This is a genomic window from Actinomadura sp. NPDC049382 (assembly GCF_040677125.1).
GTDB lineage: Bacteria > Actinomycetota > Actinomycetes > Streptosporangiales > Streptosporangiaceae > Spirillospora > Spirillospora geliboluensis.
The window spans coordinates 1-13,345 of the sequence record NZ_JBFARO010000046.1 but is presented as its reverse complement, the minus strand read 5'-3'; the positions used below and the strand labels follow the sequence as shown (position 1 = coordinate 13,345).

13 protein-coding genes are annotated in these 13,345 nt (G+C 71.4%); 7 read left to right on the top strand and 6 right to left on the bottom strand.

The window, feature by feature from the left end:
- Positions 1 to 5 precede the first annotated feature (5 nt).
- On the bottom strand, positions 6 to 467 hold the full coding sequence (locus AB0K34_RS25100) for an Lrp/AsnC family transcriptional regulator (RefSeq protein ID WP_240808584.1): 462 nt from the start codon (positions 465 to 467) through the stop codon (positions 6 to 8).
- A 167-nt stretch (positions 468 to 634) separates the two neighbouring features.
- On the opposite strand from AB0K34_RS25100, the gene AB0K34_RS25095 reads away from it, so the two are divergent.
- From AB0K34_RS25095 to AB0K34_RS25070, 6 genes are all read left to right on the top strand, one after another.
- Positions 635 to 2,068, top strand: coding sequence for a gamma-aminobutyraldehyde dehydrogenase (locus AB0K34_RS25095; RefSeq protein WP_138641861.1), 1,434 nt, complete (start codon positions 635 to 637; stop codon positions 2,066 to 2,068).
- A 33-nt stretch (positions 2,069 to 2,101) separates the two neighbouring features.
- Positions 2,102 to 3,253 carry an ABC transporter ATP-binding protein gene (locus AB0K34_RS25090; protein ID WP_364551185.1) on the top strand — a complete coding sequence of 384 codons (1,152 nt, stop codon included), beginning with the start codon at positions 2,102 to 2,104 and terminating at the stop codon, positions 3,251 to 3,253.
- Positions 3,250 to 4,494 (top strand): spermidine/putrescine ABC transporter substrate-binding protein, encoded by a 1,245-nt coding sequence (locus AB0K34_RS25085; protein WP_364551183.1) that lies wholly within the window; start codon positions 3,250 to 3,252, stop codon positions 4,492 to 4,494. The genes AB0K34_RS25090 and AB0K34_RS25085 overlap by 4 nt, the downstream gene beginning before the upstream one ends.
- On the top strand, positions 4,494 to 5,378 hold the full coding sequence (locus tag AB0K34_RS25080; protein ID WP_364551181.1) for an ABC transporter permease: 885 nt from the start codon (positions 4,494 to 4,496) through the stop codon (positions 5,376 to 5,378). The genes AB0K34_RS25085 and AB0K34_RS25080 overlap by 1 nt, the downstream gene beginning before the upstream one ends.
- Entirely contained in the window at positions 5,375 to 6,223 is an 849-nt protein-coding gene (locus tag AB0K34_RS25075; RefSeq protein ID WP_364551179.1) for an ABC transporter permease, read from the top strand. Before AB0K34_RS25080 ends, AB0K34_RS25075 begins: the two co-directional genes overlap by 4 nt.
- Before the next feature lie 70 nt (positions 6,224 to 6,293).
- Positions 6,294 to 7,706 (top strand): FAD-dependent oxidoreductase, encoded by a 1,413-nt coding sequence (locus AB0K34_RS25070; protein ID WP_301175646.1) that lies wholly within the window; start codon positions 6,294 to 6,296, stop codon positions 7,704 to 7,706.
- An 83-nt stretch (positions 7,707 to 7,789) separates the two neighbouring features.
- Here AB0K34_RS25070 and AB0K34_RS25065 read toward each other — a convergent pair whose 3' ends face one another.
- Positions 7,790 to 8,308 carry a PH domain-containing protein gene (locus AB0K34_RS25065; protein ID WP_301175645.1) on the bottom strand — a complete coding sequence of 173 codons (519 nt, stop codon included), beginning with the start codon at positions 8,306 to 8,308 and terminating at the stop codon, positions 7,790 to 7,792.
- A gap of 137 nt (positions 8,309 to 8,445) precedes the next feature.
- Between AB0K34_RS25065 and AB0K34_RS25060 the strand changes: the two genes are divergently transcribed.
- Positions 8,446 to 9,036: a hypothetical protein gene (locus AB0K34_RS25060; RefSeq protein ID WP_240808487.1), complete on the top strand. Its 591-nt coding sequence runs from the start codon at positions 8,446 to 8,448 to the stop codon at positions 9,034 to 9,036.
- Here the strand turns inward: AB0K34_RS25060 and AB0K34_RS25055 are convergent.
- The 4 genes from AB0K34_RS25055 to AB0K34_RS25040 form a co-directional block, all read right to left on the bottom strand.
- Positions 9,000 to 10,187 (bottom strand): hypothetical protein, encoded by a 1,188-nt coding sequence (locus tag AB0K34_RS25055; protein ID WP_364551176.1) that lies wholly within the window; start codon positions 10,185 to 10,187, stop codon positions 9,000 to 9,002. The genes AB0K34_RS25060 and AB0K34_RS25055 overlap by 37 nt on opposite strands.
- A 186-nt stretch (positions 10,188 to 10,373) precedes the next feature.
- Positions 10,374 to 11,219, bottom strand: a complete 846-nt coding sequence (locus tag AB0K34_RS25050; RefSeq protein WP_138640986.1) for a glutamate ABC transporter substrate-binding protein — start codon at positions 11,217 to 11,219, stop codon at positions 10,374 to 10,376.
- Positions 11,216 to 12,733, bottom strand: a complete 1,518-nt coding sequence (locus tag AB0K34_RS25045; RefSeq protein ID WP_301175643.1) for a hypothetical protein — start codon at positions 12,731 to 12,733, stop codon at positions 11,216 to 11,218. The genes AB0K34_RS25050 and AB0K34_RS25045 overlap by 4 nt, the downstream gene beginning before the upstream one ends.
- Positions 12,730 to 13,182 (bottom strand): FHA domain-containing protein, encoded by a 453-nt coding sequence (locus tag AB0K34_RS25040; RefSeq protein WP_364551174.1) that lies wholly within the window; start codon positions 13,180 to 13,182, stop codon positions 12,730 to 12,732. Before AB0K34_RS25040 ends, AB0K34_RS25045 begins: the two co-directional genes overlap by 4 nt.
- Positions 13,183 to 13,345 lie beyond the last annotated feature (163 nt).

The following is a 13,345-nucleotide window of genomic DNA, read 5'->3' as shown; positions in this document are numbered from 1 at the left end:
CGGGGTCAGCGCGTTCCCCAGGAGTAGGTCTGCTTGCGGAGCTTCAGGTAGACGAAGCTCTCGGTGGAGACGACGCCGGGGACGGCGCGGATGCGCCCGAGGAGCTCCAGGAGGCGCTCGTCGTCCTCGCAGACGAGCTCGACGAGGATGTCGAACGAGCCGGCGGTGATGACGACGTAGTCGATCTCGGGGAGGTCGGCGAGCTCGTCGGCGATCTTCTCCAGGTCGCCCTCGCACTTGACGCCGATCATCATCTGCCGGGAGAAGCCGAGCATGAGCGGGTCGGTGACGCCGACGATCTGCATGACGCCGGTGTCGAGGAGCTTCTGGACGCGCTGGCGGACGGCGGCCTCGGAGAGGCCGACGGCCTTGCCGATGGCGGCGTAGGAGCGGCGGCCGTCCTGCTGGAGCTGCTCGATGATGTGCTTCGCGGTCTCGTCGAGCTGGACGCGTGCTGCGCGATCCATGAGTTGGTCTCCTAGCTGCGGCATCGAGAGTGTGAGGCGTCTGCGTCAAGTGAATCAGTCGCGAAACTGGATCGTAACAACGGAATCACTTGTAATGGGGGGAGTCGTCTGTAAGGGTCTGGGCCTACAGGACACAACGGGCACCGGTGCCCAGGAGGGACCTGAGGATGAGCGGCGAGCGGCTGCGCAACTTTATCGGCGGCGAGTACGTGGACGCCAAGGACGGGCGGACGCTGGAGGTGGTCGATCCGAGCACCGGCGAGGTGTACGCGGAGGCCCCGGTGTCCGGCGCCGCGGACGTCGACGCGGCGTTCCGCGCGGCGGCCGACGCGTTCCCCGCCTGGCGCGACGCCACGCCGGCGGAGCGGAGCCTGGCGATGCTGCGGTTCGCGGACGCCGTCGAGGCGCGCGCGCAGGACCTCGTCGAGGCGGAGGTCCGCGATACGGGCAAGCCCGTCCAGCTGACCCTGGACGAGGAGATGCCGCCGATGGTGGACAACCTCCGGTTCTTCGCCGGGGCGTCGCGGGTCCTGGAGGGCAAGGCGACCGGCGAGTACATGGCGGACCACACGTCGTCGGTCCGGCGCGAGCCGATCGGGGTGTGCGCGCAGGTCACGCCGTGGAACTACCCGATGATGATGGCGGTCTGGAAGTTCGGTCCGGCGCTGTCGGCGGGCAACACGGTGGTGCTGAAGCCGTCCGAGACGACGCCGGCGAGCACGCTGATGCTGGCGGAGATCGCGGCGGAGTTCCTGCCTCCGGGCGTCTTCAACGTGATCTGCGGTGACCGGGACACCGGCCGCGCGCTGGTGGAGCACCCCACGCCGCAGATGGTGTCCATCACCGGCAGCGTCCGGGCCGGGATGGAGGTCGCCGCGGCGGCGGCCAAGGACCTCAAGCGGGTCCATCTGGAGCTGGGCGGCAAGGCGCCGGTGGTGGTGTTCGACGACGCCGACGTCGAGGCCGCCGCGACCGGCATCGCCGAGGCGGGGTACTTCAACGCCGGGCAGGACTGCACCGCCGCGACGCGGGTGCTCGTCGCCGAGCGGCTGCGGGGCGAGTTCACCGAGGCGCTCGTCGAGGCCGCCAAGGGCACGGTGGTGGGGCCGCCGAGCGACGCCGACGCCTACTACGGGCCGGTCAACAACGAGAACCAGCTGGCCCGTGTGCAGGGGTTCATCGACAGGGCGCCGGGCCACGCGGAGGTCCTGGCAGGCGGGGAGCGCGTCGGCGACCGCGGCTACTTCTTCGCGCCGACCGTCGTCGGCGGCCTGAAGCAGGACGACGAGATGGTGCAGAACGAGGTGTTCGGGCCGGTCATCACGGTGCAGGGCTTCTCGGACGAGCAGCAGGCCGTCGCCTGGGCGAACGGCGTCAAGTACGGCCTGGCGGCGAGCGTGTGGACGCGGGACCACGGCCGCGCCATGCGCATGACGAAGGCGCTCGACTTCGGCGCCGTGTGGGTCAACACCCACATCCCGTTCGTGTCGGAGATGCCGCACGGCGGCTTCAAGCACTCCGGCTACGGCAAGGACATGTCGATGTACGGCATCGAGGACTACACCCGCGTCAAGCACGTCATGCACTACATCGGCGGCTGACCGTCCGTACGAGCCCGTGAAGGAAGACCCGCCATGACCGAGACCCAGCAGGCCCCGGCGCGCGAAGACCCGGGGCGCACCCTCCCCGCCATCGAGCTCGCGGGAGTGCAGAAGGCGTACCACGCCCATGGCGAGACCGTGGCCGCGGTCCGCGGCGTCGACCTGGAGATCGCGCAGGGCGAGTTCTTCTCGCTGCTCGGCCCGTCCGGCTGCGGCAAGACGACGACGATGCGCATGATCGCCGGTTTCGAGGAGCCGACGGCGGGCCGGGTGCGCCTGCACGGGCGGGACGTCACCGGCGTGCCGCCCAACCGGCGCGACGTGAACATGGTGTTCCAGTCCTACGCGCTGTTCCCGCACATGAGCGTGTTCGAGAACGTCGCGTTCGGGCTGCGCCGGCGCGGCGTGCCGAAGGCCGAGATCACCCGGCGGGTCGGCGACATGCTGGGCATCGTCGACCTGGCGGGACGGGAGAAGCGCCGTCCCGCCGAGCTGTCCGGCGGCCAGCAGCAGCGGGTCGCGCTGGCCCGCGCGCTGGTGAACCGGCCGCGCGCCCTGCTGCTGGACGAGCCGCTCGGCGCGCTCGACCTGAAGCTGCGGCAGGCGATGCAGGTCGAGCTGAAGCGGATCCAGCGGGAGGTCGGCATCACGTTCGTGTACGTGACGCACGACCAGGGCGAGGCGCTGACGATGTCGGACCGCATCGCCGTCATGAACGACGGGCTGATCGAGCAGCTCGGCACGCCGCGGGAGATCTACGAGCATCCCGCGTCGCGGTTCGTGGCCGGGTTCATCGGGACGTCCAACCTGCTCGGCGGGGAGGTCGCCGAGACCGGGCCGGGGACCGCGGTGATCTCCTACGGCGCGGACGGCCGTATCGAGGTGCCGGTGCGGGACGGTCTGGCGGTCGCGGCGGGGGAGCGGCTGGAGCTGACCGTCCGGCCCGAGAAGATCGGCATCGGGCCGGAGCGGCCGGCGGACGGCCTGTGCGGCGTCCGCGGCACCGTGACCGAGGTCGTGTACCTCGGGACGTCGACGAACTACAACATCACCACCGCCGCCGGAGCCGACGTCGTCGTCTTCCTGCAGAACGCCACGTCCGCCGACGACATCGCCGCCCGCGGCGACACCGTCTGGCTGTCGTGGGACCCGCGCCACTCTTACGCCATAGGAGCCCCCCAGTGAGCAACATCGATCCCGCCTTCCTGCGCGGTCTCACGCGGCCGCGCCTGGCACGGTCCAGCTACGCCCGGCGGGACGTCCTGCGGATGATGGGCGCCGCGGGGGCGGGCCTCGCGCTGTCCGCCTGCGGCGTGCAGGGGCAGGGCGGCAAGGAGAAGGTCAGCCAGACCGACGTGCAGAAGTTCTGGGCGGACAAGGCCAAGAAGGGCAGCCTCAACTGGGCGAACTGGCCGGGCTACATGCAGGACGACCGGGAGACGATCAAGGCGTTCGAGAAGGAGACGGGCATCAAGGTGACCTACAAGGAGGTCATCCAGGAGATGGGCCCGTGGTTCGGCAAGATCCAGGCGCCGCTGTCGGCGGGCCAGTCCATCGGGTTCGACCTGATGGTGATGACGAACGGCATCCAGCTGGAGCAGTGCCGCCAGCTCGGCTACCTGGCGCCGCTCGACCTGGCGAAGCTGCCGAACTTCCAGAAGAACGCGGGGGAGTCGTTCAAGAACCCGTCGTACGACCCCGGAAACGCGCACACGATCCCGTACGAGTCGGGCGTCACCGGCATCGCGTACAACACCAAGTACGTCGACGAGGAGATCACGAGCATCGTGCAGCTCTTCGACGCGAAGTACAAGGGCAAGGTCGGCATGATGGCCGACTCGCAGGAGCTCGGGAACTTCGGGATGTTCCTGCTCGGCGTCGACCCGGAGAAGTCGACGAAGGCCGACTGGGAGAAGGCCGCGGCGAAGCTGCGCGAGCAGCGCGACAAGGGCATCGTCCGCAAGTACTACAGCCAGGACTACGTGGACGCCGTCAGCAAGGGCGACGTGTGGATGACGATGGCGTGGTCCGGTGACGTCTACAGCCTCACCAGTCCGGACGTGAAGTTCGTGGTGCCCAAGGAGGGCGGCACGATCTGGACCGACAACCTGTGCATCCCGAAGACGGCCGAGAACCCGGTGGACGCGCTGGCGCTCATGGACTGGCTGTACGTCCCGGAGAACAACGTCCCGCTGACCGAGTTCATCAACTACATGCCGCCGATCCCGTCCACGCAGGAGCTGCTGAAGCAGAAGGCGGCCGCGGCCACGGGCGACGACAAGAAGGACCTGACCCGGCTCAGCACCAGCCCGCTGATCTTCCCGACGCAGGACGACCTGGCGAAGCTGCGGCACTACCGCAGGCTCACCCAGGCCGAGGAGGCCGAGTACCAGAAGATCTTCGAGCCCATCGCCAAGGGGTCGTGATGGCGCGGGGGGAGCGGGGCCGGCCGCCGGGCCGGGGACGGCTCGCGCCGTATCTCATGATCCTGCCGAGCGGGTTGTGGATGGCGGCGTTCTTCCTCGTCCCGATGGTGCTGATGGTGTCCCTGTCGCTGCAGACGGGCAACCTGATCGACGGGTTCCGGCAGACGTTCCACTGGCAGAACTACGTCGACGGGCTCGACACCTACGGCGACAAGTTCGTCCGGTCGCTCTGGTACGGGTTCCTGGCGACGGCGGCGTGCATCGCGATCGCCTACCCGGCCGCGTACTGGATCGCGTTCCGCGGCGGCCGGCACAAGTCGACGTACCTGTTCCTGCTCCTGCTCCCGTACTTCGTCTCGTTCATCCTGCGGACGGTGTCGTGGAAGCTGGTGCTGACCGACAACGGCCCCGTCCTCGGGCCGCTGCGCCACAGCGGGATCGTCCCGGACGACTTCCACATCCTGGACACGGGCCTCGCGGTCGTCTCCGGGCTCACCTACAACTTCCTGCCGTTCATGGTGCTGCCGATCTACGTGGCGCTGGAGCGGATCGACCACCGCGTGGTCGAGGCGGCCTACGACCTGTACGCGAGCCGCGTGCAGGCGTTCGCGAAGGTGATCCTGCCGCTGTCGCTGCCGGGCGTCTTCGCCGGCGTGATCATGACGTTCGTGCCGGTGTCGTCCGACTACGTCAACGCCGAGGTGCTCGGCGGCCCCCAGAACACCATGATCGGCAACGTGATCCAGACCGAGTACTTCAACAACAGCGCCTACCCGATGGCGTCGGCGCTGTCGTTCTCGCTGATGGCGATCCTGCTCGTCGGGATCTTCGCCTACGCGCGCACCCTCGGCACGCAGGACGTTCTGGAGGCGGCGGGACGATGACGACGCTCACCACCCCGGAGACCCCGGAGTCCCCGGACGCGAGGGCGAAGCCCCCGGCGGCGCGCCCGCGCCGGAAGGTCTCCGGCCTGCACGTCTACACGCTGGTGCTGATCGCCTGGCTGATCCTGCCGATCGCGATCATGATCCTGTTCGGGTTCAACGACACCCGCAGCAAGCAGAACTTCGAGTGGCAGGGCTTCACGCTCAAGTGGTACCGGCACCTGTTCGACAAGAGCGACCTCACCACCGCCGTCGTCAACTCGCTGACGATCGCCCTGCTCAGCACGCTGATCACCACGGTCCTCGGGACGTTCGCGGGGCTCGCGCTCGGCCGCTACCGGTTCCGCGGCAAGGGCTCGACGAACCTGGTGCTGTTCATGGCGATCTCCTGCCCGGAGATCGTGATGGGCGCGTCGCTGCTGTCGATGTTCGTCACCTTCAACCTGCCGCGCGGCTACCTGACGATCCTCGTGGCGCACGTGATGTTCTCGATCGCGTTCGTCGCCGTGACCGTCCGGGCCCGCGTCGTCGGCCTCGACCCGGCGGTGGAGGAGGCGGCGCAGGACCTCGGGGCCGGACCGTGGACGCGGTTCCGCCTGGTCACGCTGCCGATGATCATGCCGGGGGTGCTGGCGGGGGCGCTGCTGGCGTTCGTGCTGTCGATCGACGACTTCATCATCACCAACTTCACCAGCGGCGCCACCGTCACCTTCCCGCTGTGGATCTACGGCTCCACCCGGACGGGCACGCCGCCGCAGGTGAACGTGATGGGCACGCTCATCTTCGCGGTCGGCGTCCTCATCGCGGTCATCTCGGCGCGCCGCAACATCCGCGCCGCCCGCTGACGGCGCCGCCCCGCCCGGGATACCGCTCGCGACACCGCATGACCTGACGACGCCGACACCGGGGGACGAGATGGACATCGTGAGGGCGCTCGCCGACGCCGAGCGGCGGCCGTTCTGGCTCCAGGACGCAGCACGCCCCGCCGCCGAGCCCGCGCTGCAGGATGCACTGACGTGCGACCTGGCCGTCATCGGCGGCGGCTACAGCGGGCTCTGGACGGCCCTGCTCGCCAAGGAGCGCGACCCGTCCCTGGACGTGGTCGTGCTGGAGGCCGGCCGGATCGGTGCGGCCGCGTCCGGGCGCAACGGCGGCTTCTGCTCGGCCAGCCTCACGCACGGCCTGGAGAACGGCGCGGGACGGTGGCCGGACGACATGCCGGTCCTCGAACGCCTCGGCCGCGACAACCTCGCCGCCATCGGCGCCACCCTCGCGCGGTACGGGATCGACGCCGAGTGGGAGCTCACCGGCGAGATGGACGTCGCGACCGAGGAGTGGCAGGTCCCCGCGCTCGAAGAGGCCGCGGCGACGGCGGCTGGGCTCGGCTGGAAGCCCGTCCTCCTGGACCGGGACGCCGTCCGCGCCGAGGTCGACTCACCGACCTACCACGCGGGCCTGTGGAACCCGGCCTCCACCGCGATGGTGCACCCGGCCAAGCTCGCCTGGGGCCTCGCGGACGCGTGCCGGTCCCTCGGCGTCCGCGTCCATGAGGGCACCCGCGTCACGGGTGTGCGCTCCGAGGGGCGCACGCTCCGTCTGACGACCCCCAGCGGCGCGACGGTCACCGCGCGCCGGGTCGCGCTCGGCACCGGCGCGTTCCCGCCTTTGGTGAAGCGGCTCCGCAACTTCGTCGTCCCGGTGTACGACTACGCGCTGATGACCGAGCCGCTCACCGCCGCCCAGCGCGACGCCATCGGCTGGCGGCACCGCCAGGGCATCGGCGACAGCGCCAACCAGTTCCACTACTACCGGCTCACCGCCGACGACCGGATCCTGTGGGGCGGCTACGACGCCGTCTACCACTACGGCAACGGCATGAAGCCGGCGCTGGAGGACCGTCCCGCCACGTTCGAGACGCTCGCGCGGCACTTCTTCGAGACGTTCCCCCAGCTCGAAGGGATCCGCTTCACCAACGCCTGGGGCGGTGTCATCGACACGTGCAGCCGCTTCTGCGCGTTCTTCGGGACCGCCTACGGCGGCAGGCTCGCCTACGCCGCCGGCTACACCGGCCTGGGCGTCGGAGCCACCCGCTTCGGCGCGGACGTCATGCTCGACCTCCTGCGCGTCGGCCTCGCGCCCGGGGAGGAGACCGAGCGGACACGGCTGGCGATGGTGCGGTCCAAGCCCGTCCCGTTCCCGCCGGAGCCGCTCCGGTACGGCGTCATCGAGCTGACCCGCCGCGAGATCGCCCGCGCCGACCGCAACGCCGGCCGCCGCAGCCTCTGGCTCCGCACCCTCGACCGCCTCGGTCTCGGCTTCGACTCCTGACGACCGCCGGCAGGCGGCAGGCGGCAGGCGGCAGGCGGCAGGCGGTTGACGGTAGGCGGCGGCCGGACGCGGCGCCGGGCCGCTCAGTCGGGCGAGGCGTCGGTCGTGCCGAAGATGACGGAGGAGACCTCCAGGTAGAGCTGCTCCGGGTACGGCATGAAGTTGACGCTCTTCAGCCACTGCTTCTGGCCCGCGGACTCGGTGCGGAACTCCCCGTAGCCGAACAGGCGGCCGACCATGGACCGGTTCAGCGTGATGTCGGTGACCTTGGACAGCGGCATCATCACGACGTCCCGGTTGAGGACGCCCTTGACCACCATCACCCGGTGCTCGGTGACCAGGAAGAACTCCATCGACCAGGCGAGGACCTTCCAGGCGAGGTAGCCGACGGCGATCAGCCACAGCGCCCAGAGCCAGCCGATGCCGGTCCACGCGCTCGCGGCGCCGCACGCGATGAGCCCGGCGACGACGATCGCGGCGGGCGGGAGCAGGACGGCGGGATGCCGGCGCACCGCGATGACGCGTCCCTCGTAGGACATCAGGTACTTGTCGACGGTCCGCGACGAGGTGTCGCGGTGCACCATCATGTCCTGCAGATTCACGGCGGCGTCCTCGTCATGATCCGGGTGGTCCAACGGTAGCCGACGCGGTGCCGGGCGCGCAGCGGCGGCGCGGTAAGGGCTCTGGCCCCCCGAGAGGATCTTGTCGGCGGAAGCCGGCGCACCGGATGATGGTCGCCATGGAGTTCGCGCCGGACGTGACGGGACGGCCCATCTGGCGGCTGCTGCTGCGCGGCCTCGGCGTGTACCTGCCGGGCTGGGAGATGCCCGCGGGCGCGGTGCGGGTCCGGCACGGGACGGCGGCGGCCGGCGGGTTCGGCCCGCCCGCCTACCTGACGGGCGACGCCGGGTTCGGGGTCCAGGTGCCCGACCGCCGGCGCGGCCTCGAACCGGACCGGGAGATCTACGTGCGCGGCCGGGAGAACCCGAGCTTCGGCATCGTCGCCGCGGGCCCGGCCGCGGCCATCGGGAGCCGGGTCGTGGATGCGGGCGCGCTGATGCGGTTCGCGCGGCGGCTGACGTTCGACGAGCTGTTCGACACCGGCGACGCCGACTCCGTCCCGTACGCGGTGCGCGGCGCGCGCGCGGTGGAGAACGTGGTGTTCCTCGACCGCGCGGCGGGGATCGGGCTGTGCGCCGAGGTCGACCCGCTGACCCGCACCGCCGCGTGCCCCCTGTACGTGCGCCTCGGCGGCCCCGCGGAGCGGACGGTGCGCGTCTACGGCGCCCCGCCCTACGGGGCGGACCAGGCGGTGAGGTCCCAGAGCTGATGGGACGGCAGCCGCCGCAGCCGGACGGTCGCGGCGGCCGGGTCCCAGAAGACCTCGTCGCTCTCCAGCTCCAGCGACTGCGCGGAAGTCAGCACGGCGCACAGCAGCTCGTCCCGCGTCCGGACGGCGAGCAGCGGGCCGATCTGCGCGACGGCGCCCGAGCTCTCCGCGAGCGTCCGCAGCAGCGATTTCAGGGCCGCCTCGTCCTCGGGCGGGCGGGGCGGCTCCACCCCCGCGGGGACGCCGGGCTCGACCCGCGCGAGCCCGCGCCGGGACTCGTGGGCGCCGTTGTGCGGCAGGTCGGCGCCGGTGGAGATGAGCAGCGCGCTGAACACGCCGGCGAGGTCCTCGGAGGCGTGCCCGCCCAGGAAGTAGCGGCGCCGCTCCGGCCCGCCGGGGGCGGTGCCGTTCGCGCCCTCGGCGGTGCGGAACCGGACGTTCAGCCGGCTCGCGCGCACGCACCGCTCGTACATCTCGGTGAGGATGTCCTCCAGCTGGTCGTCGCGGGTCCACAGCCGCCCGGTGGCGGTGACGGCGTCGCCGTGGGCGCGGGGGCGGCCGGTGAGCGCGGCGGTGACGGTGTCGTCCAGCTCGCCCTCGGTGAACTGCAGCAGCTCGGCGACGACGTCCTCGACGCCCTCCAGGGTGCGGGTGAGGGTGCGCTGCAGCTCCAGGATCTCCGCGCCGCCGCGCTCGATGTCGGCGAGCCGGTCCAGGGCCGCGTCGACCTTCCCGGACGCCGACTCGCCGTGCGCCTTGGTGACGGCGCGCACCGACGTCTCGACCTCGCCGAGCTTGCGGCGCAGCGCGGCCAGCGTGACCCGCTGCTGCTCCAGTTCGCGCAGCCTGCCCGCCTGCGCGCGCAGGTAGTCGTCGGCCTGGTGGACGAGGCCCGCCAGCTCCTCCACCTGCCCGGTGTTCTGCCGGAGCCGGCCGTCGAGCGCGGGCAGCACGTCCTGCTTGACCCGCGACAGCTCGGCGGTGAGCTGCTCGCCCACCGTGACCAGCACGTTGTTCTGCTTGGTGACCTGGTCGTTCAGCTCGTCGATCCGGCGGGTGAACGCGTTGGCCTGGTCCCGGCTCTGCTTGCCGGCGTAGAGCTCGAACGCGGCCACCACGACGCACATCACCACCAGGATGACCGTCGTCATGGTGCTCCTCGGGGGGTGACGGTGATTGCCGGGCCGGGTTTTGATCGCGACCATAACTTACGATCACGCGCGCCGACCGGAACTTACGCAACCGACTGATCTCTATGACCGGACGGTGGTGACAACCCCGCTTCACGGCGTGCCGCGAGCGGCTCCGTGCTATCGGCGGCCCGTGCCCGGGGCCGCTCAGACGCAGCCCTCGAACTGCGGGACGGTCGTGGTGATCTTCAGTCCGGAGGTGCCGAACCACCGCGTCAGCAGGCGCGCCGCCGTGCCGTCCTGGTACATCCCCGTGATCGCCTTGTTCACCGCCTCGCAGCCGTCCACGTCGCTCTTGCGGATGCCGACGCCGTACGGCTCGTCGGTGAACGGCGCGTTGACGACCGTGAGCTTGTGGCCGCTTTCGGACGCTTTGCCCGCCAGGCCCGCGAGGATCAGGTCGTCGGTGGAGACCGCGTCCAGCCGGTTCTCGACGAGGTCGGCGAGGCAGTCGGAGTAGCCGTCCTCCTCGACCGGGAGCGCGGCCACGCCCTGCTCGTCGTGGATGCGCGGGAACGACACCGACCCGCGCACCTTGCACAGCCGCCGTCCCTGCAGGTCGTGGATGTTCCGGACCTTCCGGGCGTCGGCGGCGCGGACGAGGATGTCCTGGTGCGCGACGTAGTACGGGCCCGCGAACGAGACCTTCACCTTGCGCTCCGGGGTGACGGAGTAGCTCGCCACCACCAGGTCGACGTCGCCGTGCTGGAGCATGTCCTCGCGCGTCGCCGAGGACACCGGCTTGAACCGCACGCCCGGCCCGCGGACGCCGAGGCGCTCGGCGATCTCCTTGGCGATGTCGATGTCGAAGCCCTCGTAGGCGCCGCCGTCGGTGCGCATGCCGACGCCGGGCTGGTCGCCGTTGACGCCGATGACGAGCGCGTCCTTGTCGGCGACCGACATCTCCCCGGCGTCCGCGACGCCGCACGCCGCGCCCGCGCCGAGGACCGCCAGCGCGGCGAAGGCGGCCGCCGCGAGGCGCCGCGCCCTCATTTCGACCACCGGTACTCCGCCAGCCGGGGCCGCACCCCGGCGAGCATCAGCAGGGCGATGGCGACGCCCGCGATCGGCAGCACGGCGTACCAGCCGCTCGTCCCGCCGTCGCCGTCCGTCACGGCCTCGTCGAACGCGTCCTGGTGGATGCCGCTCAACTGCTGCAGGGCGCGGTCGTACTGGGTGTAGTCGGCGGCGGCGGTGCCGCGCGCCGCGACGGCCTGGTCGCGCTGGTCGGCCTTGACGAGGTCGCGCATCCGCCGGTCGTTGGCCTGGACCTTCTGGTACGCGCCCAGGGCCTTGTTCATGACGTCCACCAGCCGCGCCTTCTGCTCGGCGGACTCCGCCGGACGGTTGGCCTCGGTGCCGAGGAAGCCGAGGAACGGCGCCCGTCCGGGCTCGAACGACAGGCCCTTCTGCACGGCCGCGTTGTACTGCGTCAGGTTGCCCGCCTTCAGATAGAGGACGGTCTGGGACTTGCTCAGGTACACCTGCTCGTAGGCGTCGGCGCGTCCGGGGTCCAGCAGGAACCGGGTCTCGTCGGCGTTCGCGCTGTTGCTGATGGCGCGCGTCCGCGACAGCGCCAGGATCGAGTCGAAGCCCTCTTCCTTGGCCTTGCGCAGATGGTCGGCCTGGCCGGTCAGCATCAGGGCGCCCGCCGCTACCAGGACCAGCGTCCCGAGCGTGGCGACCGCCAGCGGCACGTTCAGCAGGCGGCGGAAGCGCCTGGCCAGGTACACCTGGAGACCCGCAAGGGTCGCCAGCAGCACCACGCCCGCGACGAGCAGGCCCGTGCGGCCCGTGAGCACCGCCGACCGCTTGTCCTCGTAGGTGTGCCGGACGAGGGTCCCGTTGTCGAGCGTCAGGTTGTACGCCTTGGGCAGCAGGTCGAGCTTCATCAGGTCGGTCGCCTGCCGGTACAGGTCGATGACCTGCTGCGACGGCGACCCGGACGCGTGCGGGGTCTGCCGGTCGAGCAGCAGCGCCTGCCCGGCGAGGCGCTCGTAGCGGCCGAGCGCGTCGAGCAGGTCGCGGGCGGTGTTGTTCTCGGTGGTCTCGTCGGCGAGCTTGGCGGCCTTCAGCAGCGCGTCCCCGGCCTTCTGCCGGTTGTCGTCGTAGCGCTTGAGGGCCTGGTCGCGTCCGCCGCCCGGCGCGTTGCCGATCAGCAGCGCGTTGGCGAGCTGCGCGTCCATGTCGCTGAGCTGGAGGTACAGGTCGCCGGTGGCGACGACCTGCGGGCCCGCGTCGTGCCCGATGACCCGCACGCCCTCGCGGGCGTTCGCGATCGCCGCCCAGCCGATGCCGAGCAGGGCCACCAGCAGCACGAGCGACAGCGCGGTCAGCGTCCGGACGCGGGCCGCGACCGTGCGCGGGAGCAGCCGCGCGACCCCGGTGGGCGGGGCGTCGTCCACCCGCGCGAGCCGCCCGCTCGCGGGGCCCTGCCGGGCCGGCGGGGACGCCTGCGCGGAGGGGGCGGGCGGCCCCGCCGGGGGAGCCTGCTGCACGGCCGTCATGTCGCCTCGCCTCGGATGAGCGTGATGGTGGTCCAGGCGCCCACGTGGATGCGGTCCCCGTCGGCGACGGGGACCTCCACGTTGTACGGGATGGGCTCGGTGGACCCGTTGACGCAGGTCCGGTTGGTGGAGCCGGGGTCGACCAGCGTCCAGGTGCCGTCCGGCTTGGCCAGCAGCACGGCGTGGACGTGGGAGACGCCGGGGTCCTCGGGCGGCTCGCGCAGGTCGATCTCGGGCGGGGACGGCCGGGACGAGCTGCGCCGCCCGATCCGGACCTCCCGCCCGGCCAGCGGGATCCGCCGCTCGGGCGCGTACGGGGGGAACGACAGCGACGCCGAGTCGGGCCCCTCCTCGGCGATCACCGTGTTGAAGTACTCGCGGTCGGCCGTCACCACCGCCGTCCAGACCGCCCCGGGCACGGGCGGCTGCGGGACGGGCGGCTGCGGCACCGGCGGCGCCGGGACCGGCGGCTGCGGGACGGGCGGCGCCGGTACCGGGGGCGCCGGGACCGGCGGGGCGGAGAAGGGACGACGCTCGAGGTGGAGCTGCCGTGCGGATCGTGATCGCCGAGGACAACGTGCTCCTCCGCGAGGGCCTCGTCATGCTGCTGAA

Excerpts from the sequence above, each read along its gene's own strand:
- AB0K34_RS25100 (WP_240808584.1), bottom strand. The coding sequence starts at position 467 with ATGGATCGCGCAGCACGCGTCCAGCTCGACGAGACCGCGAAGCACATC.
- AB0K34_RS25095 (WP_138641861.1), top strand. The coding sequence starts at position 635 with ATGAGCGGCGAGCGGCTGCGCAACTTTATCGGCGGCGAGTACGTGGAC.
- AB0K34_RS25090 (WP_364551185.1), top strand. The coding sequence starts at position 2,102 with ATGACCGAGACCCAGCAGGCCCCGGCGCGCGAAGACCCGGGGCGCACC.
- AB0K34_RS25080 (WP_364551181.1), top strand. The coding sequence starts at position 4,494 with ATGGCGCGGGGGGAGCGGGGCCGGCCGCCGGGCCGGGGACGGCTCGCG.
- AB0K34_RS25075 (WP_364551179.1), top strand. The coding sequence starts at position 5,375 with ATGACGACGCTCACCACCCCGGAGACCCCGGAGTCCCCGGACGCGAGG.
- AB0K34_RS25070 (WP_301175646.1), top strand. The coding sequence starts at position 6,294 with ATGGACATCGTGAGGGCGCTCGCCGACGCCGAGCGGCGGCCGTTCTGG.
- AB0K34_RS25060 (WP_240808487.1), top strand. The coding sequence starts at position 8,446 with ATGGAGTTCGCGCCGGACGTGACGGGACGGCCCATCTGGCGGCTGCTG.
- AB0K34_RS25055 (WP_364551176.1), bottom strand. The coding sequence starts at position 10,187 with ATGACGACGGTCATCCTGGTGGTGATGTGCGTCGTGGTGGCCGCGTTC.
- AB0K34_RS25050 (WP_138640986.1), bottom strand. The coding sequence starts at position 11,219 with ATGAGGGCGCGGCGCCTCGCGGCGGCCGCCTTCGCCGCGCTGGCGGTC.
- AB0K34_RS25045 (WP_301175643.1), bottom strand. The coding sequence starts at position 12,733 with ATGACGGCCGTGCAGCAGGCTCCCCCGGCGGGGCCGCCCGCCCCCTCC.